General features: G+C 74.0%; 17 protein-coding genes. 13 read left to right on the top strand and 4 right to left on the bottom strand.

The window, feature by feature from the left end:
• Positions 1-98: 98 nt before the first annotated feature.
• The 4 genes from ABT247_RS17480 to ABT247_RS17495 all read right to left on the bottom strand — a co-directional run bounded on the left by ABT247_RS17480 (position 99) and on the right by ABT247_RS17495 (position 2,575).
• The gene (locus ABT247_RS17480) at positions 99-869 is read right to left on the bottom strand and encodes a TetR/AcrR family transcriptional regulator (RefSeq protein WP_350743669.1); all 771 of its coding nucleotides are present in this window, start codon (positions 867-869) and stop codon (positions 99-101) included.
• Positions 870-899: 30 nt separating this feature from the next.
• Positions 900-1,226, bottom strand: coding sequence for a ferredoxin (gene fdxA / locus ABT247_RS17485; RefSeq protein ID WP_350743670.1), 327 nt, complete (start codon positions 1,224-1,226; stop codon positions 900-902).
• A 28-nt stretch (positions 1,227-1,254) separates the two neighbouring features.
• Positions 1,255-1,422, bottom strand: a complete 168-nt coding sequence (locus tag ABT247_RS17490) for a hypothetical protein (protein WP_350743671.1) — start codon at positions 1,420-1,422, stop codon at positions 1,255-1,257.
• 82 nt (positions 1,423-1,504) lie between these two features.
• Positions 1,505-2,575, bottom strand: a complete 1,071-nt coding sequence (locus ABT247_RS17495; protein ID WP_350743672.1) for an aldo/keto reductase — start codon at positions 2,573-2,575, stop codon at positions 1,505-1,507.
• 196 nt (positions 2,576-2,771) lie between these two features.
• Between ABT247_RS17495 and ABT247_RS17500 the strand changes: the two genes are divergently transcribed.
• The 13 genes from ABT247_RS17500 to ABT247_RS17560 form a co-directional block, all read left to right on the top strand.
• Positions 2,772-4,082, top strand: coding sequence for a cytochrome P450 (locus tag ABT247_RS17500; RefSeq protein WP_350743673.1), 1,311 nt, complete (start codon positions 2,772-2,774; stop codon positions 4,080-4,082).
• Positions 4,083-4,089: 7 nt separating this feature from the next.
• Positions 4,090-5,751: a condensation domain-containing protein gene (locus tag ABT247_RS17505; protein WP_350743674.1), complete on the top strand. Its 1,662-nt coding sequence runs from the start codon at positions 4,090-4,092 to the stop codon at positions 5,749-5,751.
• A 112-nt stretch (positions 5,752-5,863) separates the two neighbouring features.
• Positions 5,864-9,322 carry a non-ribosomal peptide synthetase gene (locus ABT247_RS17510; RefSeq protein WP_350743675.1) on the top strand — a complete coding sequence of 1,153 codons (3,459 nt, stop codon included), beginning with the start codon at positions 5,864-5,866 and terminating at the stop codon, positions 9,320-9,322.
• Positions 9,323-9,353: 31 nt separating this feature from the next.
• Entirely contained in the window at positions 9,354-12,974 is a 3,621-nt protein-coding gene (locus ABT247_RS17515; RefSeq protein WP_350743676.1) for a type I polyketide synthase, read from the top strand.
• Positions 12,961-14,319: an MFS transporter gene (locus tag ABT247_RS17520; RefSeq protein WP_350743677.1), complete on the top strand. Its 1,359-nt coding sequence runs from the start codon at positions 12,961-12,963 to the stop codon at positions 14,317-14,319. Before ABT247_RS17515 ends, ABT247_RS17520 begins: the two co-directional genes overlap by 14 nt.
• 39 nt (positions 14,320-14,358) lie before the next feature.
• Positions 14,359-15,777: a cytochrome P450 family protein gene (locus tag ABT247_RS17525; protein ID WP_350743678.1), complete on the top strand. Its 1,419-nt coding sequence runs from the start codon at positions 14,359-14,361 to the stop codon at positions 15,775-15,777.
• Entirely contained in the window at positions 15,774-16,784 is a 1,011-nt protein-coding gene (locus tag ABT247_RS17530; protein WP_350743679.1) for an NAD-dependent epimerase/dehydratase family protein, read from the top strand. Before ABT247_RS17525 ends, ABT247_RS17530 begins: the two co-directional genes overlap by 4 nt.
• On the top strand, positions 16,781-17,710 hold the full coding sequence (locus ABT247_RS17535) for a hypothetical protein (RefSeq protein ID WP_350743680.1): 930 nt from the start codon (positions 16,781-16,783) through the stop codon (positions 17,708-17,710). Before ABT247_RS17530 ends, ABT247_RS17535 begins: the two co-directional genes overlap by 4 nt.
• Positions 17,707-19,578, top strand: a complete 1,872-nt coding sequence (locus tag ABT247_RS17540) for an amino acid adenylation domain-containing protein (protein WP_350743681.1) — start codon at positions 17,707-17,709, stop codon at positions 19,576-19,578. The genes ABT247_RS17535 and ABT247_RS17540 overlap by 4 nt, the downstream gene beginning before the upstream one ends.
• 189 nt (positions 19,579-19,767) lie before the next feature.
• Entirely contained in the window at positions 19,768-21,051 is a 1,284-nt protein-coding gene (locus tag ABT247_RS17545; protein WP_350743682.1) for a homoserine dehydrogenase, read from the top strand.
• A gap of 163 nt (positions 21,052-21,214) precedes the next feature.
• The gene (locus ABT247_RS17550) at positions 21,215-21,691 is read left to right on the top strand and encodes a hypothetical protein (RefSeq protein WP_350743683.1); all 477 of its coding nucleotides are present in this window, start codon (positions 21,215-21,217) and stop codon (positions 21,689-21,691) included.
• Positions 21,692-21,701: 10 nt separating this feature from the next.
• Positions 21,702-23,621, top strand: coding sequence for a 2-oxoacid:acceptor oxidoreductase subunit alpha (locus tag ABT247_RS17555; RefSeq protein ID WP_350743684.1), 1,920 nt, complete (start codon positions 21,702-21,704; stop codon positions 23,619-23,621).
• A partial coding sequence (locus ABT247_RS17560; protein WP_350743685.1) for a thiamine pyrophosphate-dependent enzyme occupies positions 23,611-23,980 on the top strand: 370 nt, incomplete at its 3' end. The genes ABT247_RS17555 and ABT247_RS17560, both read left to right, overlap by 11 nt.

Genomic DNA, 23,980 nt, shown 5'->3' on the forward strand with positions numbered 1-23,980 from the left:
CGGTGTTCCGTCGTCCCGGGCGGCCTCCGGGGTGGGCTGCCGCAGGCGGGCGTCCGCTGCGGGCGGTCCGGGCGGTCCGGGCGGTCCGCTCGGCCCGGTCAGTCCGGGCGGTCGGGTCGGTGCTGCGGGTCGGGCCGGTCCGGGTGGTGCTGTGGGTCGGACCGGTCCGGGCGGTCGGATCGGTCCGGGCACCGCTCCTCGTCGTGGAACGGCTCCCGGGCGGCCAGCCCGTGCAGGACCAGCTCCAGCACCGCGGCCAGCTCGCCGGTGAGCCGGCCCGGGTCCTCCCCCCGGGTCGCCCGCCGGGTCCACCGGTAGAGCGCGCCCAGGTAGAGGTCGCGCAGTGCCTCGCCGACCTGCTCCGAGCTGAGCCCGGTGACGATCTCCCCCCGGGCGCGTCCGCTCTCGACCAGCCGGGCGAGGACCGCCCCCAGGTAGGGCTCCTCCTCCAGCGGCCGTCCGGAGCGCACCCAGGCCGTGAGCATCGCCCGGCTGAGTTCGGGCTCCTCCTCGTTGAGGGCGCCCAGGACGGTCAGGCACTGCCGCAGGCCCTCGGCCGGGCGGGGACGGTCCGGCGGCCCGCCGACGTCCGGCCGCTGCTCCGCTCCGGCCTGTTCGAGCCGTTCCATCAGCCGCTCCCGTCGCGCCTCGGCCCAGGCACTGATCAGGGCCTCCTTGCGCGGGAAGTGGTTGAAGAAGGTGCCGCGCGCCACGTCGGCGTGCTCCGCGATCTCCTCCACCGAGGCGCCCGCGTAGCCCTTCTGGCTGATCAGGGTCATCGCCGAGGCGTACACCCGCTCCTTGACCCGCTGCCGGTTGCGGTCTCGTCGCGTCGCGGCGGGGGGTGGCACGTCGCTGTGCGCATCCATGGTCCGTCTCCGCTCCGGGCCGTCGCTCGGTCAGTGGGCCTGGTTCTGCGGCGGCAGCCCGCCGATGAAGGCGTGGTCGTGCTCCAGGGCGCCGAGTTTGGCCGACCCGCCGGGCGAGCCGAGTTCGTCGAAGAAGCCGGTGTTCGACTTCCGGTAGTCCTCCCACTCGTCGGGCAGGTCGTCGTCGTAGAAGATCGCCTCGACCGGGCAGACCGGCTCGCATGCTCCGCAGTCCACGCACTCGTCGGGGTGGATGTACATCGAGCGGGCGCCCTCGTAGATGCAGTCGACGGGGCATTCCTCGATGCACGCCTTGTCCTTGACGTCCACGCAGGGCTGCGCGATCACATAGGCCACGTGCTGTTCTCCTCGTGAAGGGTGTCGGTCAGAGCCCGCGCAGGTACGGGGCGTCGCCACTGCCGCCGAGTCCGTCGGGCGCGTGCCCGCCGGAGGGCGCGCCGGCCGGAACCGTCCTGTGCTCGTAGCTCTCCAGTCGCGCCAGTTCGCCGCGCGAGGCCTCGGGTCGCTCCTGCGGCTGGTGGGGTTGGGACATGGCAGCCTCCAGCTGACAGCTCATAGAACTTGAACTTGAGTCCATTAGTTCTCCATCAGACAAACATGGACTCAAGTCCATGTCAATGGGTCGCGACGGCGGACGGTGCGGCGCTGCGCGAGGCCAACGGGCGGCGGCGCAGCGCGGGGTCGGCGATGGCCGGCGGCGGCCAGGACGCGTTCGGGTCGTACAGGTTGACGCCCGGCGGAACGATCTCGTCGATCCGGTCCATGGCCGCGTCGTCGAGCAGCAGCGAGGCGCCCTTGAGCGTCGCCTCCAACTGCTCCAGCGTGCGCGGGCCGATGATCGCGGAGGTCACGCCGGGGTGCGCCGTCACGAAGGCGGTGCTCAGCTCGGGCAGGGTGCAGCCCAGTTCGACCGCGAGCTCGGTGAACCGCTCGACGGCCTCCAGCTTCCGGACGTTGCCGGGCAGGTCCGGATCGAAGCGGCTCGGGACGACGGCGGGGCGACCCCGGGTGAGGTCCACCGGACGGCCCTGGCGGTAGCTGCCGGAGAGGAAGCCGAAGGCGAGCGGACTCCAGGTCAGCACGCCCATGCCGAGCCGCCGGCAGGTCGGCAGCACGGCCGCCTCGGCCCCGCGGGCCAGCAGCGAGTACGGCGGCTGTTCGGTGCGCGGGCGCAGCAGGCCGCGGCGCTCGGCGATGTGGTGCGCCTCCACGAGGTCCTCGGCCGGGTAGGTGGACAGGCCGTAGGCGCGGATCTTCCCGGCCCGGACCAGGTCGCTCAGGGCGGCGAGGGTCTCCTCCAGGTCGGTCGACGGGTCCGGGCGGTGGACCTGGTAGAGGTCGATCCAGTCGGTCCCCAGCCGCCGCAGGCTCTCCTCGACGGCCTGCACGATCCAGCGGCGCGAGTTGCCGCTGCGGCCCCGGCCCTCGCCCATCTGGAAGTGGAACTTGGTGGCCAGCACGACCTCGTCGCGCCGGCCGTGCAGGGCCTCGCCGACGATGGTCTCGGACTCGCCGGCCGAGTACATGTCCGCGGTGTCGACGAAGTTGATCCCGTGGTCCAGTGCGGTGTGGACGATCCGGGCGCAGTCCTGGTGGTCGGGGTTGCCGACGAACCCGAAGTTCATCGTGCCGAGGCAGTACGCGCTGACCTCGATGCCGCTGCCGCCCAGCGTGCGGTAGTGCATGATCCGGCTCCTCTTTCGGTCATGGCGGGACCGCGCCGGGCGTGTGGGCCGACGCGGTGGCAGGGGGGTGGGGAGCCCGACGGTACACGACCGCTCTTTCCTCGCAACAGGTCTGACAGCACGTCAGACATTGCGGCGGTGCGGGCCGGGGCTGCCTGCGGTCCGCCCAGCATTCCATTGACATGGACTTGAGTCCATGTTTGACTTCGAGCCGCGAGATGGACATGAGTTCATATTTGATCTCCCGGAAAGGAATCCGGCCATCATTACCCACGATGCGCCCGTATCCCGGTGCCCGGTCACCGGCGGCGCGGCAGCGGACCTGGTCGACCCGAGGCTCTACAGCGACGGGGACGCCTGGCGGATCTGGCAGCGCATGCGCGCCGAGAAGACGCTCGGATGGCACCAGGTCGACGCGGAGCGAGGCTTCTGGTCGGTGGTCAAGTACGCCGACTCCGACCTGGTCCTGCGGGATGCCGCCACCTTCACCTCCGAGCGGGGCACCCTGCTGGACATCCTCGGCACGGACGACCCGGCCGGCGGGCAGCAGCTCGCCGTCACCGACCCGCCCCGGCACACCCCGCGCCAGGCGCGTCTGAAGAAGGCCCTCGCCAGCAAGGCCGTCGGCAGGCAGCGCAGCATGATCACCCCGATCGTGCGCGAGCTGCTCCGACCGCTCGGCGACGGCGGCGTCTTCGACTTCGGCGCGGCCATGCTCGGACTGCCGATGTCGGTGACCGGCACCATGATGGACCTGCCCGAGCAGGACTGGCCGTGGCTCACCCGCCTCACCACCATCTGCATCGCCGCCGACGACCCCGACTTCCAGGGGCCGGAGGGCAAGGAGGCGACGCTGGCGGAGGCGCACCGCGAGCTCTTCGGCTACTTCCAGGACCTCACCCGGCACCGTCGCGAGCACCTCGGCGACGACCTGCTGAGCACCCTGATCTCCACCACCTTCGAGGGCCGGCAGATGTCGGCGGCCGAGGTCGTCTCCAACTGCTACAGCCTGCTGCTCGGCGCCAACGTCACCACCCCGCATGCGCCGACCTTCGTGATGGCCGAATTCGCCGAGAGCGACGTGCTCGCCGACTGGGCGGACCACCCGGAGGTCCACGCCACCGCCTACGAGGAGGCGCTGCGCTGGGCGTCGCCCGTCAACCACGTGCTGCGCTACGCGACCCGCGACACCGTCGTACGCGACACCGAGATCAAGGCGGGCGAGGCCGTGGTGGTCTGGCTCGGCGCCGCCAACCGCGACGAGGAGGTGTTCGCCGACCCGCACACCTTCGACATCCGCCGCAAGCCGAACAAGCACCTGGCCTTCGGCATCGGCCCGCACTACTGCGTCGGCCACAGCGTCGCCCGGGTCACCGTCTCGATCCTCTTCGAGGAACTGCTGGCCGGCTACCGGGACTTCCGGCTGGCCGGGACGCCCGAGCGGCTCGTGTCCAACTTCGCCTCCGGCTACAAGTACGTGCCGATCACGGCCCAGCGGCGGAAGTGAGCCCGCGATGAGCACGACCGAGACCGCGGACGACCGCTGGTACCCGGCCAACCCGGCGCAGAAGGGCCTGTGGGTGCTGGACCGGGTGGAGCAGCTGCGCCGCACCACCCTGATCCCGACCGTGGTCCGCTTCACCGGCCCCGTCGACGTCGGGCGCCTCGCCCGGGCCGTCCAGCAGGTCCTGGACCGGCACCCGGCGCTGCGCTCCCGCTTCCGGCTCGACCCGGAGCACAAGCGGGTCGAGTTCCGCACCGACCTGGAGCCCGCCCGGGCCGGCGTGATCGACGCCGCCGGGGAGGGCTGGACGGCGGCCGAGCTGCCCGAGCTCGTCGACGTCCTCTGCTACGCCCCGTTCGACCTGTCGTCCGAGGCCCCGGTCCGGGCCGAACTCATCGTCGTCGACCCCGAGGACGTCCGGCTGGTGCTGACGGTGCACCACATCGTCTGCGACGGGTGGTCCCACTCGCTGATCCTGCGGGAGATCGAGCGGATCTACCGCGCCGACGCCGAGGGCGTCGACCCCGGCCTGCCGCTGCCGCCGCACCCCGGCGAGGTCACCCTCGGGCCCGGACCCGAGGAACTGGCCGAGCGGCTGCCGGACGTGGTCGAGCGCCTGGCCGGTGCCCCGCTGGAGGTCGACTTCCCGTTCCGCCGGCCCGTACCGGCCGACGCCGAACCCGACCTCGACGGCGGGACCCTGGCGATCGACCTCGACGAGGAGCTGACCGGCGCCCTGCTGGACACCGCCGCCGAGGCCGGCTGCACCCCGTTCGTGCTCGGGGTCGCCCTGCTCACCGGCACCCTGGCCCGGATCGGCGCCCAGCGCGACTTCGTCATCGCCTTCGGCTGGCCCGGCCGGGACGACCCGGCGATCGCCGACGTCGTCGGGATGTTCATGAACACCACCATGCTCCGGGTCACCCTCGACGGGGACGACGCCACCTGGGGCGACCTGCTGGCCGGTGCCCGGCTCGGCGCACTGGAGGCGTTCGTCGACGCCGACGTCCCGCTGGACGCCGTGACCGCCGAGCTCAAGCCCGAGCGGGCGGTCATCTGGCCGCCGCTGTCGCCGGTGCTCGTCAACCTCAACGAGTCGCCGCGCGACCTCGACCTCGGCGACGGGGCGGTGGGCCGGCTCCAGCCGCTCGACCGCCTCCCCATGAAGTACGACCTCGCCCTGTTCGTCCGCGTGGACGAGACCCCGCGGGGCCAGCGGCTGCAGCTGTCCGTGGACTACACCCGGGCGCTGTTCCACGCCGCCGACATCAGCCGACTCCTCGACGCCATGCGGCACAACGCCGCCGTCATCGCCCACTCACCGGAGGAACCCGTGACCGTAGCCGTGAACCCCACCCCGGACCTGGACGACCCGGCCGCCCGGCTGGAACTCGTACGGTCGCTCTGGCTGGAGATCCTGAAGATCGACTCCGTGGGCGACGACGTGAGCTTCTTCGAGGCCGGCGGCGACTCGCTGCTGCTGGTGATGCTCGTCGAGCGCCTCACCCAGGCCACCGGCCGCGCCCTGAAGACCATGGACCTGTTCCGCGCCGGCACCGTACGCGGCCACGCCGAGCTGCTGGCCACCGCCGGCTCACCGGCCGGCGCCGGCGCCGCCGGCAGCCGGGACCGCCTGCTGGGCGCCGCCCGCGCCGCTGCCGCCTCCCGCTGACATCGGGGGGCGCGCCCGGCGGCCCCACGGCCCGCCCCGCGCGGGCACCCGCCGGGCGCGCCCCCGACCGGTACGCGAGCCGCGTCCGACCTTCCTCATTGGAGAGCAACTGATGACGCTTCATGAAATGGCGTGCACCGTGCTCGGCCTCCAGCCGGCCGGTGCGGACTTCGGGACGCTGAGCTTCGTCGAGCTCGGCGGGGACTCACTGCGCGCGATGCGGCTCGCGGCGACGGCTCAGGAGGAGCTGGGGCTGCGGCTGGCGATGCGGGAGCTGCTCGGCGGCCGACCGCTGGCCGACGTCCTGGCCGAGGCGCCGGAGTCCGCGGCGCCCGCCTCCCCGGCGGACCCGGCGCGCGGGGACGGCCGGGGCGGCGCGACGGACGCCCTGTCCTACACCCAGCGCGGGATGTGGCTGGTCGAGAGCATCACCGGCGGATCCCCGTACAACCTGGTCTTCACCTGCTTCGTCGAGCAGGGCAAGCTCGACCAGGGGCTGCTCCAGGAAGCCTTCGACCGCACCGCCCGCCGCCACGAGGTCCTGCGCACCGTCTTCCGGGAGCGCGACGGCGAGGCCGTCCGGCACGTCCTGGACGACGCCGCCCCGCAGCTGACCACCGTCGAGCACGACGGCCCCGCGGCCGAGTTCGAGGCCTACGTCCGGCGGGTGTCCGCCGAGCGCGGGGCCGAGCCCTTCGACCTGGCCGCGGCCCCCGCGCTGCGCCTGCTCTTCTTCGGCAACGCCGACGGCGGCCGGGCCGTCACCCTGATCGCCCACCACATGCTGCTGGACGGCACCGCCGTCGGTCTGCTGCTGCGCGAACTGTTCGACCACTACCGCGAGTTGGAGGGCGGTTCGGCGGTCGACCGCGAGCCGGCGGTATCGCCGGCCGCCCTCGTCCGGCACCAGGAGGAGCTGCGCTCCGCCGGCGAGTGGGAGCGGCAGGCGAACTTCTGGACCGAACACCTGGCCGGCGTGCCGAGCGTGCTGGAGCTTCCCGCGGACCGGCAGCGCCCGGCCGTCCAGGACGCGGCCGGCGAACGGCTGCCGCTGGACCTCGGCGCCGAGCTGACCGCCGCCGTGACCGGGCGGGCCCGGCAGCTGGGGGTGACGCCGTTCGCCTTCCTGCTGGGCGCGTTCGGCCTGACGCTCAGCCGCTGGACCGGCACCCGCCGCCTGCTCGTCGGCGTCCCGCTGCTCGGCCGCGAGACCAGCGAGCTCGCCCGGCTGGTCGGCGTGGCCGGCAACCTGGTACCGGTGCGGATCGACGTCGACGACGACGCGGACACCGCCGACTACCTGCGCGCCGTCCACCACTCGGTGGCCCTCGGCATGGACGCCGGCCAGCTGCCCTTCGACGAGCTGGTCGCCCACCTCGGCACCGAGCGCACCCTCGGCTGCCACCCGCTGGTCCAGGCCTGCTTCGGCATGCACGACCAGCTGGTACCGGAGCGGCTGAGCACCGACGCCCTGACCGTACGGGTCGAGGAGGGCCACGGCGGCGGCTCCCAGTTCGACCTCACCCTGCTGGTGGGCCACGCCGACCCGTCGTTCGCCGGCCACGTCGAGTACGCCACCGCCGTGTGGCACCGCGCCGAGGCCGAGGCCTTCGTCGCCGACTTCCGCACCGCCGTCGCCGAACTGGCCGTCGCCGAGGCCGCCCTGGAGGAGGTGCGCTGCCTGGCGCCCGAGCGCCGCGCGCTGCTCGACCGGCTCAACCCGACCGGGCAGGAAGTCCCCGCCACCTCCCTGGACGAGGCGTTCCGCACCGCCGTGCGGCGCCACCCCGACGCGGTCGCCGTCCGCGAGGGCGACACCGAGCTGACCTACACCCAGCTCGCCGCGGCCGTCGCCGAGCAGGCCCGGCTGCTGCGCGAGGCCGGCGTCGTCCCGGGCGACACCGTCCTGGTCGGCCTGGAACGCTCCGTCGCCGAGGCGGTCGCCGTACTCGGCGCGGTCTCGGCCGGTGCCGCCTACGTCGGCGTGGACCTCGACCTGCCGACCGCGCACACCCGGCAGATCACCGCCAAGGCCGCCCCGGCCGCCGCGCTGGTACCGGCCCGGGCCCGCGAACACGAGGCCCTCGCCGGGATCCCGGTCGTCGAGGCCTGGGAGCCGTCCTGGCCGCTCGAGGCCGGACCGGACGCCGGGCCGGACGCCGGGTCGGACGCCGGGTCGGACGCCGTACACCCGGCCGCGGACCCCGAGCGCCGTGCCTACATCGCCTTCACCTCCGGCTCCACCGGTGAGCCCAAGGGCGTCAGCGTCCCCCACCGCGGGGTGCTGCGGCTCGTGCTGGACGTCGACTACGTCCGCCTCGGCCCGGGCGAGCGGATGCTGCGGCTGTCGCCGCTGGCCTTCGACGCCTCCACCCTCGAGCTGTGGGGCGCCCTGCTGACCGGCGCGACCCTGGAGATCCACCCGGCCGGGCTGCCCTCGCCCTCCGAACTCGGCGCCTTCCTGGTCGAGCGCGAGGTCACCGTCGCCTGGCTGACCGCCGGACTCTTCCGCCTGGTCGCCGAGTTCGCGCCGGACGGCCTCGGCGGGCTGCGCCAACTGCTCACCGGCGGCGACGTGGTGCCGCACGACCACGCGGCCCGGATGCTGGCCCGCCACCCCGGCCTGGTGATCACCAACGGCTACGGACCGACCGAGAACACCACCTTCACCACCACCCACACGGTGCGCCGCCCCGAGGACGTCGACGGCCCGCTGCCGATCGGCCGCCCGATCCCCGGCACCCGGGTGTACATCCTCGACGAGCGCGGCCGACGCGTGCCCCCGGGTGCGGTCGGCGAGCTCTACGCCGCAGGCGACGGACTGGCCGACGGCTACGTCCACAACGAGGCGGAGACCGCCCGCCGCTTCGGCCACTTCTCCACCGAGGTCGGCGAGCGGCTCTACCGCACCGGCGACGTCGTACGGCTCGACACCCGCGGCCGGATCTCCTTCCTCGGCCGCGCCGACCACCAGGTCAAGATCCGCGGATACCGGATCGAACTCAGCGCGATCAGCGACGTGCTGGCCACCCACCCGGACGTCCAGGACGCCGTCGTGGTCGTGACCGACGACGACAGCGCCGGCAAGCGGATCGTCGCCGCCGTCGTCCCCGCCCCGGGCAGCGCGGTCGACGCCGCCGAACTGCGCGAACTGCTCGTCGGGCGGCTGCCCGGCTACATGGTCCCGGTGCTGTGGGCGCTGCTGGACCGGATGCCGGTCACCGCGAACGGCAAGGTGGACCGCAAGGCCATCATCGCGGCCGCCACCCCGGCCCGGACCGGCCGGCCGCAGCCGGCCGCCGGAGCGGACTCCGCCGGCGCCGACCCGACGGAGCGCGTCGCCGCCCTGTTCGCCCGGGCGATCGAGCGGGCCGGCAACCGGAACCGGGAGGTCCCCGCGGTCGAGGCCGACACCGACTTCTTCCGGATCGGCGGCACCTCGCTGGCCGCCGTCCAGCTGATCCGCCTGATCAAGGAGGAGCTCGGGGTCACGCTCAAGCTCCGCGAGTTCCTGCTCAACCCCACCCCGACCGGAGTGCACGGACTCGCCGCCGAGGCGGCGAAGAAGTGACCGGCCGGACCGTCGAGAGGAGGTGGCGCGCGTGGTAGCCGACCGAGCCGTCGCCGTGATCGGAATGGCGTGCCGGTACCCCGGCGCGTCGAACGTCCGGGAGTTCTGGGCCAACCTGCGCGCCGGCGTCGAGGGGATCACCCACTTCGACGTGGACGAGCTGCTCGCGGCCGGGGCGGACCCGGAGTACGTCCGCCGGCCCGAGTTCGTCGGGTCCAAGGGCGTCCTGGCGGGCTCCCGGAACTTCGACTGGCGCTACTTCCGCTACCCCCGGGCCGAGGCCGCCGTCATCGACCCGCAGCAGCGGGTCTTCCTGGAGTGCGCCGCGACCGCCGTCGACGACGCCGGGATGGACCCGACCCGCTTCCCCGGCCGGATCGGCGTCTACGCCGGCTCCGACCGCACCGCCCAGCCCGACGACGACCTGAGCCCGCTGGCCCGGGTGATCAGCCTGGAGAAGGACTTCGTCGCCACCCGGGTCGCGTACAAGCTGGGCCTGCGCGGCCCGGCCGTCACCGTCCAGACGGCCTGCTCCACCTCGCTGACCGCCATCCACATGGCCGTGCAGAGCCTCCTCGGCGGCGAGTGCGACGCGGCCCTGGCCGGCGGCGTCGCCGTCTCGCCGAAGGGCGAGTGGGGCTTCCTGCACGAGCCCGGCGGGGTGCTCTCGCCCGACGGCCACTGCCGCCCCTTCGACGCCGAGGCCGGCGGGACCGTCCCCAGCGAGGGCGTCGGCGTGGTGGTGCTCAAGCGCCTGGCGGACGCCCTGCGCGACGGCGACCGGATCGCGGCCGTCGTCCGGGGCTCGGCGATCAACAACGACGGCGCCGAGAAGCTCGGCTTCACCGCCCCCTCGATCCCCGGCCAGGCCGAGGTGATCCGCCATGCCCACCGGGTGGCCGGGGTGGACGCCGACCGGATCGGCTACGTCGAGTGCCACGGCACGGCGACCAGGCTGGGCGACCCGGTCGAGGTGGCCGCGCTCACCGAGGCGTTCCGACTGCCCGCCGGGGAACCGACCTGCTGGCTCGGCTCGGTCAAGAGCAACATCGGGCACACCAGCGTCGCGGCCGGCGTGGCCGGCTTCATCAAGACCGTCCTGATGCTGGAACACGGCGAGCTCGTCCCGACCCTGAACTTTCGCACCGCCAACCCGCTGCTCGACCTGGACTCCTCCCCGTTCCAGGTCAGCACCCGGACCCAGCGGTGGGAGCCGGAGCGGCGCACGGCCGGCGTCAGCGCCTTCGGCGTCGGCGGCACCAACGCGCACGTCGTGCTGGAGGCCGCGCCGCGGCAGCACGAGCGGGCCGCCGCCGACCACGGGCCGCGGGTGCTCACGCTGTCCGCCACCACGCCCGAGGCGCTGCGCCGGATGCGCACCCGCCTGGCGGAGCGGCTGGAGGCCGACGAGGAACTGGAGCTGCCGGCCGTCGCCCGGACGCTCGCCGACCGGCGGGTCCACCCGCTGCGGCAGAGCGTCGCGGTCGCGGACCGCGCTGCAGCCGCCCAGGCCCTGCTCACCGCCGCCGAGCCGGTGCGCGGCGACGGCCTCGGCAAGGTCGCCTTCCTCTTCCCCGGCCACGGGGTGCTGCGGCACGCCGCCGGGACCGCGGCCTACCGGCTGCTCCCGGACTTCGCCCGGGCCTTCGACGAGCTGCGCGCCGCGGCCGCCGGACTCGGCCTCGACCTCGCGCCGCTGGTGGCCGGCGAGGACGCGCCGGCCGCATGGTTCGACGAGTTCGTCCACCACCAGGTCGGGCTGTTCACGCTCGGCTACGCGCTGGGCCACCAGCTCAAGGAATGGGGCGTCAAGCCCGCGGCCATGTTCGGCAACAGCGCCGGCGAGTACGCGGCCGCCGCCGTGGCCGGCGTCTGGGCGCCGGAGGACGCGCTGCGGCTGGTGCACGAGCGGGCCGTCGCGCTGCGCGCCACCGAGCCGGGCCGGATGGTCGCGGTCAACGCCTCCCTGGAGGAGGTGGCCGAGCGGGTCCCGCTGGACGGGCGGATCGCCGTGTCCATGGTGGCCCGCGGCGGGGTGGTGCTGTCCGGGCCCGCCGCCGAGATGACGCGCCTGCTCGACGGGGACGCCCTGCACGGGCTGGACCTGCGGGTGCTCAACGTCGACCGGGCCGCCCACTGCGACATCCTGATGCCCGTCGCGGACCGGCTGACCGAGCTGGTGGCCGCCATCCCGGCCGAACTGCCCGGCGTACGGCTGGTCTCCAACGTCTCCGGCGGCTTCGCCGACCCGGCGGCCGTGACCACCCCCGAGTACTGGGCCCTCCAGGTGCGCCGGCCCGTCCTGCTGGACGTCGGCATGGCGACCCTGCTCGACTCCGACTGCGACACCTTCCTCGAACTCGGCCCCGGCGCCACCATGCTCGGCGCCCTGCGCTGGAGCCCCGACTGGGACGGCACCCGGGCGGCCGTCCCGGTGCTCGGGCGGCCCGAGGACGGCGAACTCGGGCTGCTGCGGGCGCTCGGCGTGCTCTGGGAGCGCGGCCTCGACGTCCTCGAACCGCCCGTGTCGGCCGACGGCCGCCGCCCGGCGCCGGTCTCGCTGCCGGGCTACCCGTTCGCCGAGGAGGACCCCGAGCTGGAGCCGGAACCGGCCGCGGAGCCGGCCGGGGCCCCCGAGCCGGACGACCCGGACGCCCTGCGTCCACTGCTGGAACGGCTCTGGTGCCGCACCCTCGGCGTGGCGTCGGTACGCGACGAGGACGGCTTCTTCGCCCTGGGCGGCGAGTCGCTGACCGTGCTGTCGCTGCTCAGCCGGCTGCGCGAGCAGGCCGGGGTGTCCGTCCCGGCCGCGGAGTTCATGCGGGAGGCGACCTTCGGCCGGCTGCTCGCGCTCGCCGAGGAGCAGCGGGCACTGACCGGACCGGCCCCGCTGGTCGGCGCCGTCACGCTGCGCGAGGGCACCGGCCGGCCCGTGGTACTGGTCGCGGACGCGGCCGGATCCGCCTGGAGCTACCGGGAGTTGGCGCAGGCGCTGGAGACCGACCGGCCGGTCGTGGTGCTGGAGCCGATGGACGGCGAGAGCGGCCGGGGGACGATCGAGGAGATCGCCGCCCACCACGTCCAGGCGCTGCTCGCGGTACAGCCCGAGGGCCCGTACACCCTGGGCGGCTGGTCCTTCGGCTCGGTCGTGGCGCACGAGATGTCGACCCGGCTGAGGGCCCGCGGGGCCGCCGTGGACCTGCTGGTCTGCCTGGACTCCTACCTGCCGGGCCGGCCGGGCCAGGCCTTCGGGGCGACGCCCGACTTCCTGCTGGGCCACGCCCGGCTGGTCGGCGGGGCGTTCCTGGGCCTCGGCGCCTCGGGCCGGGCCGTCCGGCGCAACCCGGCGCTGCGCCGGCTGCTGCTGGACAAGTTCCGGCTGCTGTCCCGCTACCGGCCGCGGCCGGCGGCCTGCCCCGTCCTGGTGTTCAAGGTCGACACCGACCGGGCCGGGGCGGAGCGGCTGGAACGCCGGATCCGCGCCATGTACACCGCGGGCGTCCGGGTGCGGGCGGTCGCCGGTGACCACTGGTCGATGCTGCGGCCGCCGCTGGTCGGCCGACTCGCCGGGCAGCTGTCCGAGGCGCTCGTGCAGGCAGCCGCGGCGGTCGAGCCGTCGCCGACGGAGGAGGAACACGATGGCGATCGATGACGCGCCGCCGGCCACCGGGCCGGTCCGGGTCGCGGAGCAGCCCCAGGGCGCGGAGCCGCTCGAGGCCGCCGCTCCCGCCCCGGAGGCGGCGGCCGCCGACCCGGAGGCGGTGGGCGCCGACCCGGAGGCGCACCGCGGGTCGCTGCTGCGCAACCGCGGCTGGCAGGCCTTCTGGGTGAGCGAGACCCTGGCGGCGGTCGCCGAACAGGCCGCGGACATCGCCTACCCGCTGCTGATCCTGGCCACCACCGGGTCGGCGGCCTACGCCGGGGCGGTCGGCTCGGCCCAACTGCTGGCCACCGGCCTGCTGTCGATCGTCGGCGGCACGCTGGCGGACCGCATCGACCGGCGCCGGCTGCTGGTGCTGTGCAACACCGTCCGGGCCGTCCTGCTCGGAGCGTTCTGCTGGATGATCGCGGTGGGCTCCGTCCCGATCGCCGTCACCTTCGCCGTGGCCCTGGTCTCCGCCGCCTGCTTCGGCATCTCGATGCCGACCCAGATGGCGCTGATCAAGCAACTGGTCCGCCCCTCCCAGCTGACCGAGGCGACCGCGCAGAACCAGATCCGCTGGTTCGGCGCGATCACCGCGGGCCCCCCGGTGGGCGGTTGGCTGTTCGGCGTGGCCCGGGCGCTGCCCTTCGCGGGCGCGGCGGTGGCCTTCCTGGTGTCCAACCTGCTGCTGATGCTGGTCAAGGTGCCCGCCGCGGCGAAGCCCGCCACCAGCACGGCCGGCCGCGGCACGATGGAGGGCTTCCGGTTCCTGTTCCGCCACCCGGTGCTGCGGCCGCTGATGATCAGCATCACGCTGTCCAACATGGCGTTCAACACCACCGGGATCTTCCTGGCGGTGATCGCCACGGCCAAGGAGCGCGGCGCCTCCGACGGGTTCACCGGCATCACGCTCGCCCTGGCCGGCGCCGGCGGCCTGCTGGGCTCGCTGGTGGCCGGAGGGGTCATCAAGCGCACGCCGCCGCCGCTGGTCTTCATCGTCGGGTACGGGATCGGCCCGATCGCCGCGATGCTGCTGGCCGTGGTGCCCGGCGTCGTCCCGCTCGGCGTGATCGTCGCGTGCGTCTTCGTCCGCGGCCCGATCATCAGCGCCCTGTTCCTCACCTACGCGGCCAAGATGGTGCCCGACGACATCCAGGGCCGCGTGCTCGGGGCGATCGTCTTCACCTCGATGGTCGCCTCGCCGATCGGCGTCCTGGCCGTCGGCACCATCTTCGACGCCGGGGGCTCGTTCTGGGTCTTCGTCGCGGTGGCCGCCACCGCCGCGCTGGGCACGCTGCCCACCCTCACCCGCGGGGTCCGCACGCTGCGCCCCCTCGACGAGATCACCTCCTGAGGCTTCGCCACCGCCCCATCGACACGCAGGAGTCGGACCATGACTGACACCATCGACCAGGCCCTCGACCAGGACGGCGCGACCGTAGCCGGCGGGCCGTCCGAGATCCTCCCCCCGGAGTTCTTCACCGACCCGCTGGCCGACCGCAACGCCGCCTACGCCCAGCTGCGCGAGCAGTGCCCCGTCCGCGGCATCAACCACCCGCCGGGCGCCGAGGCGTACATCGTCGCCGACTACGACCTGGCGCTGAAGGCCTTCGGAGACAACCGCATCTCAAAGTCGCTCGACAACGCCCCCAAGTGGTTCCGCGACCAGCTGCTCGACGCCAGCCCGGTGCAGTCCAGGAACCTGCTGATCGCGGACGCCCCGGACCACTCCCGGCTGCGCAAGCTGGTCAGCAAGTCCTTCGTGCCGCGCCGGATGGAGACCCTGCGCCCGCGCATCCAGGAGATCGCGGACGACCTGATCGACGCCTTCCCGGAGTCGGGCGAGGTCGACCTGATGGAGTTCGCCCGGGTGCTCCCGGTGATGGTCATCTTCGAGTACCTCCGCGTACCGCTGGAGGACCGGGCGATGCTCTACAGCTGGGCGCCGATCCTCGGCGGGGCCCCGTACCACACCGAGGAGGAGAACCGCCGGCTCAAGGACGTCAGCGCCAGGTACGAGCAGTACCTCCTGGACCTGCTGGAGTCCCGCCGCGCCGACCTCGGCGAGGACCTGGTCAGCCAGCTGCTGCGCGCGGCCGACGAGGACGTGTTCACCACCGACGAGATCGCCTCGACGATGTCGCTGGTCATCATCGCCGGCCAGCGGACCACCACCAACCTCATCGGCAACGGCCTGTCCGCCCTGCTCACCCACCCGGACCAGCTGGAACTGCTCCGCGAGCACCCCGAGTTGGTCGTCTCCGCGGTGGAGGAGTTCCTGCGCTACGAGGCGCCCAGCTACCGCGGCACGCTCCGGGTCGCCGCCCAGGACATGGAGATCGGCGGCGTGGAGATCGGCAAGGAGGCCTTCGTCCACCTGCTGATCGCCGCCGCCAACCGCGACCCGAAGGTCTTCGAGGACCCGGACCGGCTGGACATCACCCGCAAGAACAACCGCCACCTCACCTTCGGCCACGGCCCGCACTTCTGCCCCGGCGCACCGCTCTCCCGGCTGGAGGGGCACCTGGTCTTCCCGACCCTGCTGCGCCGCCTGGAGGGCATCGAACTCGCCGTACCGGCCGAGGAACTGGACTGGGTGTACGACAACTCGGTGAGCCGCGGCCTGGCCTCGCTGCCGATCCGCTACCGCCGCCGCCTGCCCCGCACCGCCGTACCGCGGACCGCGGCCGCCGCCGGCGCCGAGGCCCTCGCGGCCACCGGGATCGCCGAGGACGCCGAGGCCGTCACCGGCCCCGCGGCCGCCGTCGGGGCCCCGGCCGGCGTCTGCCCGATCACGGGGATGACGGCATGAGGCTCCTGGTCCTGGGCGGGACGGTCTTCCTGTCCCACGCCGTCGCCGCCGAGGCGCTGCGCCGCGGCCACGAGGTGGTCTGCGCCGCGCGCGGCACCTCCGGCCGGGTACCCGACGGGGCACGCCTGGTGAAGGTCGACCGCGGGGAGCCGGACGGCGTCCGGGCACTGGCCGGCGAGCGGTTCGACGCGGTGGTGGACGTGGCGACCATGTCGCACCGCTGGGTGCTGGACGCCCTGCGGGCGGTCGGCGCCGACGCCGGCCACTGGACCTTCGTCTCCTCGATCAACGTCTACGCCGACGCGGTGACCGCCGGTCAGGACGAGAGCGCCCGGCTGCACGAGCCGATCGCCGAGGAGGCCCCGCCGGAGGAGCGCATCCAGCACCCGTACCTGTACGGGGCGATCAAGGCCGCCAGCGAGCAGGCCGTCCTGGAACGGATGGGCGAGCGGGCGTTCATCGTCCGCTCCGGGCTGATCGTCGGCCCCGGGGACGTCTCCGACCGCTTCGGCTACTGGCCCGCGCGGATCTCTCGCGGCGGACGGGTGGCCGTACCCGACGCCGCCGACCAGACCACCCAGTGGCTGGACGTGCGCGACCTGGCGGCCTGGATCGTCGACGCCGGCGAGCAGCGCCTGGGCGGCGTCTTCAACGGCGTCGGCACCGCCCACCGGCTCGGCGCGTTCTTCGACCGGACGGTGGCCGCCGTCGGCGCACCGGACACCGAGCTGGTTCCCGTCCCGCTGCCCGTCCTCGAGGCGGAGAAGGTCGAGTACTGGCGCGGCCCCAGGTCGATGCCGCTCTGGATGCCCGACGAGGACGCCGGGTTCTGCGCCCACGACAACAGCAAGGCGCTCGCCGCCGGCCTGCGCCCCCGGCCCGCCGAGGAGACCCTGCGCGACGTGCTCGCCGACGAGCTCCGCCTCGGGCTCGACCGGGACCGCAAGGCCGGGCTGACGGCGGCGGAGGAGGCCGAACTGCTGAGGGCCCTGGAGGTACGGTCGTGACCGCGCAGCTCGCTCCTGCCCCGCCCGCCTGGCGCCGGATCGGCGGGGGCGAGGGCGGCCGGACCGTCCTCGCGGTCGACTACGACGCCACCGGGCGCCCGGAGGCCTCCTTCGACCAGCTGGCCGCCCACCCCGCCCTGGCCGGCCTGTCCCTGTGGCACGCCGTCCAGCCGGAGACCGGCCCCGGCGCCACCGCCCGCGCCGAGGACTACCTGCGGGCGTGGCAGCGGCCGCCGGCCACCGACGGACCGGTCGAGGCGGTGCTCGGCTACTGCGTCGGCGGGGTCTTCGCCGGCGAGCTGGCCGACCGCCTCGCCGAACAGCAGGGCTTCCGCCCCCGGGTGCTGCTGTTCGACCCGGAACCGGTCGACGACGGCAGCGTGCTGCGCGACTTCCTGAAGACGCTCGACACCATGACGATCCTCTCCACGGCCGAGCGCGCCGAGCACCGGGCCCGGGCCGAGGCCGCCCACGCGGCCGCCGGCGCCGACTTCGCCGCCGCCGCGGCGGGCATCACGGCGGTCTACGAGGCCGCGGCCGGCGAGGCCTTCGAACGGCTCGGGCTGGACGAGGAGGAGAGCGAGGACCTGCTCGACCTCTTCCGGGCCTACGTCCGCTACCTGACGGCGGCCCGGGACCTGAGCCCCGAACCGGGCTGGGCCACCGCCACCGCGCTGACCTCGGCCGGCTCCAGCCCCGGCGCCCCGCACGCCCGCGAGGAACTGGGCTTCGAGACCACCACCGCGGCCCTGCTGGAGGACGACGGCGTGGCCCGGGCGGTGGCCCGGCTGCTGGCCGCGCCCGGCCCCGCCACGCCCGGCCCCGCCACGCCCGGCTCCGACGACCCCGGCCGCCCCGCGCCCGCCGCCGACGACCCGACGACCGCGGCCGCCACACCGCCGTCCCCCGCAGGAGAACGCGCATGACCGACATCCTCGACCCCGTAGCCGTGGCGGACGGCACCGAACTGCTCTCCGCCGCCGACCTGAGCCTGATCGACGGCTGGAACGCCACCGGGCACCACGTCCCCACCGCGACCCTGCCCGAACTCGTCCAGGCGAGCGCGGCCGCCCACCCCGACCGCCCCGCCGTACGCCACCGCGGCACCCGGCTCAGCTACGCCGAACTGAACGAGCGGGCCAACCGGCTCGCCCGGCTGCTGATCCGGGGCGGCGCCCGCCGCGGCGACATCGTCGCCATGGTGCTGCCCCGGTCCGTGGACTACATCGTCGGCGCCCTGGCCGTCGTCAAGACCGGCGCGGCCTACCTGCCCGTCGACACCGGCTACCCCGTCGACCGGATCACCCAGGTGCTGGCCGACGCCCGGCCGGCCCAGGTCCTGACCACCACCGCGCTCGCGGACTCCGTCCACAGCGAGGCCCGCCTGCTGGTGCTGGACGAGGAGTCGACGCTGCACGAGCTGGCGCAGGCCGACCCGACCGACCCGACCGACGCCGACCGCCAGCTGCCGCTGACCCCGGACAACCCGGCGTACGTGCTCTACACCTCCGGCTCGACCGGGCGCCCCAAGGGAGTCGTGGTCGCGCACAAGGCGATCACCAACCGGCTGCACCACATGCAGTCGGAGATCCCGCTCGGCGCCGGCGACCGGCTGCTGCAGAAGACCCCGGCCGGCTTCGACGTCACGGTGCGGGAGGTGTTCTGGCCGCTCATCGCCGGGGCCGAGATCGTCGTCGCCGACCCGGACGGGCACCGCGACCCGGCCTACCTGGTCGAGACGATCACCGCCGAGTCCATCACCGTCTGCCACTTCGTCCCCTCCGGGCTGAAGGTCTTCCTCCAGGAACCGGAGGCGGCCGGCTGCACCAGCCTGCGCCACGTGGTCTGCGGCGGGGAAGCCCTGCCGGCCGAACTCCAGGCCTGGTTCGCCTCCGTCCTGGAGGCCCGGCTGCTCAACGTCTACGGGCCCACCGAGGCGGCCGTCGACGTCACCTCGATGTTCTGCCCCCGCAACCCCGAGCCCGGACCGGTGCTGATCGGCCGTCCGGTCTGGAACACCCGGCTGTACGTGCTGGACGAGCAGCGCCGCCAGGTGCCGCCCGGGGTGCTCGGCGAGCTGTACCTGGCCGGCGTCCAGTTGGCCGAGGGCTACCTCGGCCGCCCCGACCTGACCGCCGAACGCTTCGTCGAGGACCCCTTCGTCCCCGGCGAGCGGATGTACCGCACCGGCGACCTCGCCCGCTGGCGGGCCGACGGGATGATGGAGTTCTTCGGCCGGATCGACCACCAGGTGAAGATCCGCGGCTTCCGGGTCGAACTGGACGAGATCGAGTCGGCGGTCCTGCGCGAACCCGAGGTGGCCCAGGCCGCGGTGATCGTGCGCGAGGACGTACCGGGCGACCAGCGGCTGGTGGCCTACCTGGTGCCGGCCGCCGGGGCGGTACCCGACGTCCGGCGGCTGCGCGAGCGGCTGGCCCGCGAACTGCCGGACTACATGGTGCCGACGGCCTTCGTCGGGCTCGACCGGCTGCCGCTGACGCCCAACGAGAAGCTGGACCGGACCGCCCTGCCGCGGCCCGGGAGGGCCGCCGTCCGCACCGGCCGCGCGCCGCGCGGGGAGGCCGAGCAGCTGCTCGTCGAGCTGTTCGCCCGCTTCCTCGACCTCCCCGAGGACGGCATCGGCGTCGCCGACGACTTCTTCGCGCTCGGCGGCAACTCCCTGCTGGCCGCCCAGGTGCTCGGCGAGATCCGCAAGTCCACCGGTGTCCGGCTGCGCCTCAACCAGGCCTTCCGGACGCCGACGGTCGAGGCGCTGGCAGCACAGCTCGCCTGACCGGGCGGGACCGGGGCCGGGCGGGCGCGATCCGCTCCGCCCGGCCCGGGGACCGGCCCCACCGACCGAGAACCACGGCACTGGCAACGAGCGCGCCGGCGGCTGCGACGAAGACGGCTGCGATCAACACGGCTGCGACGAAATCGGCTGCGACAACAACAGCTTCCACAGCAGAACGGGGTCGGAAAGATGCGCACACTGAAAGTAGCTCTCCTCGGATGCGGCGTCGTGGGCACCGAGGTGGCGCGGTACCTCACGCTCCACCAGGACGACCTGACGGCCCGGATCGGGGCACCGGTGGAACTGGTGGGCATCGCCGTCCGGCGGGCCGACCGGCTCCGGCCGGGGGTGCCCGAGGAACTGGTCGGCACCGACGCCGCGGCCCTGGTGGCCCGGGGCGACCTCGACGTGGTGATCGAGGCGATCGGCGGCATCGAGCCCACGGACGAGCTGATCCGCAGCGCGATCGCCCACGGAGCCTCGGTGGTCAGCGCCAACAAGGCGCTGATCGCGGCCCGGGGCGCCGCCCTGCACCTGGCCGCCCGGGAGGCCGGGGTCGACCTCTTCTACGAGGCCGCGGTGGGCGGGGCGATCCCGCTGCTCCGGCCGCTGCGGGAGTCCCTCGCGGGGGACCGGGTGAACCGGGTGCTCGGCATCGTCAACGGCACCACCAACTTCATCCTGGACAAGATGGACTCCACCGGCGACGAGTACGAGGTCGCCCTCAAGGAGGCCACCGCGCTCGGCTACGCGGAGGCCGACCCGACCGCCGACGTGGAGGGCCACGACGCCGCGGCGAAGGCCGCGATCCTGGCCGGACTGGCCTTCAACACCCGGGTCACCGCCGACCAGGTGTTCGTCCAGGGCATCACCGGGGTGAGCGCCGCGGACATGGCCAGCGCCCGGGCGGCGGGCAGCGTGGTGAAGCTGCTCGCCATCTGCGAGCGAGGCGGCGACGGCGAGTCCGCCACCGTCCGGGTCCACCCGGCGATGATCCCGCTCGACCACCCGCTGGCCTCCGTCCGCGGCGCCGACAACGCCGTGCTCGTGGAGGCGGAGGCCGCGGGCCGGCTGATGTTCCACGGGCCGGGCGCGGGCGGCGCGCCCACCGCCAGCTCCGTCCTCGGCGACCTGGTCACGGCCTGCCGCAACCGGCTCGCCGGGACGGCCGGGCCGGGCGACACGGTCTACCGGGCGCTCACCGTACGGCCGATGGCCGAGGTGGTCACCGGCCGCCACGTCGACCTGGACGTCCAGGACGAGCCCGGCGTGCTCGCCGCGGTGGCGGCGGTCCTCGCCGAGCACGGGGTGTCCGTCGACACCCTCCGGCAGCACCGCGGACCGGCCGGCACCTCCCTCGTCGTGGTGACGCACCGGGCCGCCGACGCCGCCCTGACCACGGCCGTCGAGGCCGTCGCGGCCCTGCCACAGGTCCGGGCCGTCAACAGCACGATGCGCGTCGAGGGTCGCTAGGGACCGTCTTCAAGCCCCCGCCTGCGGGCCGACGCCGGGGGCATGAAGACGGTCCCTGGGGCACGTCCTCGTACCCCCGCCCACGGGGGCTTGAAGACGGGCCCCAGGGCCCGGGGCGCTCCTCCCCACCGATCACGAATCACTTGGAGAACAGGTGGTAGCGATGGACCGAACGCCGGCGACCGAGACCCGGCACGCCGTAGTCGATTCCGGAGCCCTGTACCAGCTCGCTGCCGGCCACTCGCCGGCAGCGGTGGAGCTCCGCAAGCAGGTGCGCAGCGGTGAGCTGCAACTGACCGTCCCGATGGCCGCGTTCTCGGTGAGCTCCAGCATGCGCTCCTGCTGGGACACCGAGTGCCGGCTCGAGCACCCGGACGACGGGGTCGACGCGCTGCGCGACTTCCTCGACCGGCCCGGCCTCCGGATCCACCAGCCGACCGCGGACTTCGCGCTCACCGCCGGCGGCCTGTACGCCGACTGCGTGGACCGCCGGGTCGTCGGCTCCGAGGTCCTGGCGGCCTGCCACTCGGTGCTGCTCGCCGAGCAGGAGAGCGTCCCGCTCATCTCCACCGCCAGCGCGCGCTACTGCTACGTCCCGCTGTCGACCTGGGACGCCGCCAACCAACTCGTCTTCGTCTGAAGGACCCGCCATGATCGTCGAGAGTCCCGCGCGGCCCGCACCGGCCGCCAAGCCCGTCAGGTCCCTGGACCGGGTGGTCATCCGTTTCGCGGGCGACTCCGGTGACGGCATGCAGCTCACCGGGGACCGGTTCACCTCGGAGACGGCGGGCTTCGGCAACGACCTCTCCACGCTGCCGAACTTCCCGGCCGAGATCCGGGCCCCCGCCGGGACGCTGCCCGGTGTGTCGTCCTTCCAACTGCACTTCGCCGACCACGACATCCTCACCCCGGGCGACGCCCCGGACGTGCTGGTGGCGATGAACCCGGCGGCCCTGAAGGCGAACCTGCCGGACCTGCCGCGCGGTGCGGAGATCATCGTCAACACCGACGAGTTCACCAAGCGCGCGCTGGCGAAGGTCGGCTGGACGGCGGACCCGTTGGACGACGGGACGCTCACCGGCCACCGGGTGCACCCCGTGGCGCTGACCACCCTGACGGTGGAGGCGCTCAAGGACAGCGGGCTGGCCCGCAAGGACGCCGAGCGGGCGAAGAACATGTTCGCCCTCGGCCTGCTGTCCTGGATGTACCACCGCCCGACCGAGGGCACCGAGCGGTTCCTGCGCGGCAAGTTCGCCAGGAAGCCGGAGATCGCCGAGGCCAACATCGCCGCGTTCCGGGCGGGCTGGAACTACGGCGAGACCACCGAGTCCTTCGCGGTCTCCTACCAGGTCGCCCCGGCGGCGAAGGCGTTCCGGCCGGGCCGCTACCGCAACATCTCCGGCAACCTCGCCCTCTCCCTGGGGCTGGTCGCCGCCGCCCGCCGCTCCGAACTCCCGCTGTTCCTGGGCTCGTACCCGATCACCCCGGCCTCGGACATCCTGCACGAGCTGTCCAAGCACAAGAACTTCGGCGTGCGCACCTTCCAGGCGGAGGACGAGATCGCCGGCATCGGCGCGGCCCTCGGCGCCGCCTTCGGCGGGGCGCTCGGCGTGACCACCACCTCGGGGCCCGGCGTCGCGCTGAAGTCGGAGACCATCGGGCTGGCCGTCTCCGTCGAACTGCCGTTGCTGATCGTGGACATCCAGCGCGGCGGCCCGTCCACCGGACTGCCGACCAAGACCGAGCAGGCCGACCTGCTGCAGGCCATGTTCGGCCGCAACGGCGAGGCCCCGGTGCCGATCGTCGCCCCCGCCACGCCGGGGGAGTGCTTCGAGGCGGCGCTGGAGGCGGCCCGCATCGCGGTGACCTACCGGACCCCGGTCTTCCTGCTCTCCGACGGCTACCTGGCCAACGGCTCCGAACCCTGGCGCGTCCCCGATCCGGACGAACTGCCCGATCTGCGCGTGGAGTTCGCCACCGAGCCGAACCGCGAGGACGGCAGCTTCTGGCCCTACCTGCGCGACCCCGAGACCCTCGCCCGGCCCTGGGCGGTGCCCGGCACGGCCGGTCTGGAGCACCGGATCGGCGGCATCGAGAAGCAGGACGGCACCGGCAACATCTCCTACGACCCGGCCAACCACGACCTCATGGTCCGCACCCGGCAGGCCAAGATCGACGGCATCAGCGTCCCGGACGCCACCGTGGACGACCCGACCGGCGACGCCCGGGTCCTGGTCCTCGGCTGGGGTTCGACCTACGGCCCGGTCGCCGCGGGCGTGCGCCAGGTACGGGCCGGCGGCGGCAAGGTGGCCCAGGCGCACCTGCGCCACCTCAACCCCTTCCCGGCCAACCTCGGTGCGGTGCTGCGGCGTTACGAGAGGGTCGTCGTACCGGAGATGAACCTCGGACAGCTCGCGCTGCTGCTGCGGGCGAAGTACCTGGTGGACGTCCGCTCGTTCACCCAGGTCTCCGGCATGCCCTTCAAGGCCGACCAACTGGCCGCCGCCCTCGAGGCCGAGCTGTCCGACCTTCCCGCGCCGTCCGGAACGGAGTCCACCGATGGCCGCTGAACTGAAGCTGATCGACACCAAGCCGACCGCCCGGGACTTCAAGTCCGACCAGGAGGTGCGCTGGTGCCCCGGCTGCGGGGACTACGCCATCCTCGCCGCGGTCCAGGGCTTCCTCCCGGAGCTGGGCGTCCAGCGGGAGGACATCGTCTTCGTCTCCGGCATCGGCTGCTCCTCCCGCTTCCCGTACTACATGAACACCTACGGGATGCACTCGATCCACGGCCGGGCGCCGGCGATCGCCACCGGGCTCGCCGCGGCCCGACCGGACCTGTCGGTCTGGGTGGTCACCGGTGACGGCGACGCACTGTCGATCGGCGGCAACCACCTGATCCACGCCCTGCGGCGGAACGTCAACCTGA

Source organism: Kitasatospora sp. NPDC001539 (genome assembly GCF_040298565.1).
Lineage (GTDB): Bacteria > Actinomycetota > Actinomycetes > Streptomycetales > Streptomycetaceae > Kitasatospora.

Coding starts and splice junctions, on each gene's coding strand:
- ABT247_RS17480 (WP_350743669.1), bottom strand. CDS start 869: ATGGATGCGCACAGCGACGTGCCACCCCCCGCCGCGACGCGACGAGAC.
- ABT247_RS17490 (WP_350743671.1), bottom strand. CDS start 1,422: ATGTCCCAACCCCACCAGCCGCAGGAGCGACCCGAGGCCTCGCGCGGC.
- ABT247_RS17495 (WP_350743672.1), bottom strand. CDS start 2,575: ATGCACTACCGCACGCTGGGCGGCAGCGGCATCGAGGTCAGCGCGTAC.
- ABT247_RS17500 (WP_350743673.1), top strand. CDS start 2,772: ATGTTTGACTTCGAGCCGCGAGATGGACATGAGTTCATATTTGATCTC.
- ABT247_RS17505 (WP_350743674.1), top strand. CDS start 4,090: ATGAGCACGACCGAGACCGCGGACGACCGCTGGTACCCGGCCAACCCG.
- ABT247_RS17510 (WP_350743675.1), top strand. CDS start 5,864: ATGACGCTTCATGAAATGGCGTGCACCGTGCTCGGCCTCCAGCCGGCC.
- ABT247_RS17520 (WP_350743677.1), top strand. CDS start 12,961: ATGGCGATCGATGACGCGCCGCCGGCCACCGGGCCGGTCCGGGTCGCG.
- ABT247_RS17525 (WP_350743678.1), top strand. CDS start 14,359: ATGACTGACACCATCGACCAGGCCCTCGACCAGGACGGCGCGACCGTA.
- ABT247_RS17530 (WP_350743679.1), top strand. CDS start 15,774: ATGAGGCTCCTGGTCCTGGGCGGGACGGTCTTCCTGTCCCACGCCGTC.
- ABT247_RS17540 (WP_350743681.1), top strand. CDS start 17,707: ATGACCGACATCCTCGACCCCGTAGCCGTGGCGGACGGCACCGAACTG.
- ABT247_RS17545 (WP_350743682.1), top strand. CDS start 19,768: ATGCGCACACTGAAAGTAGCTCTCCTCGGATGCGGCGTCGTGGGCACC.
- ABT247_RS17550 (WP_350743683.1), top strand. CDS start 21,215: ATGGACCGAACGCCGGCGACCGAGACCCGGCACGCCGTAGTCGATTCC.
- ABT247_RS17555 (WP_350743684.1), top strand. CDS start 21,702: ATGATCGTCGAGAGTCCCGCGCGGCCCGCACCGGCCGCCAAGCCCGTC.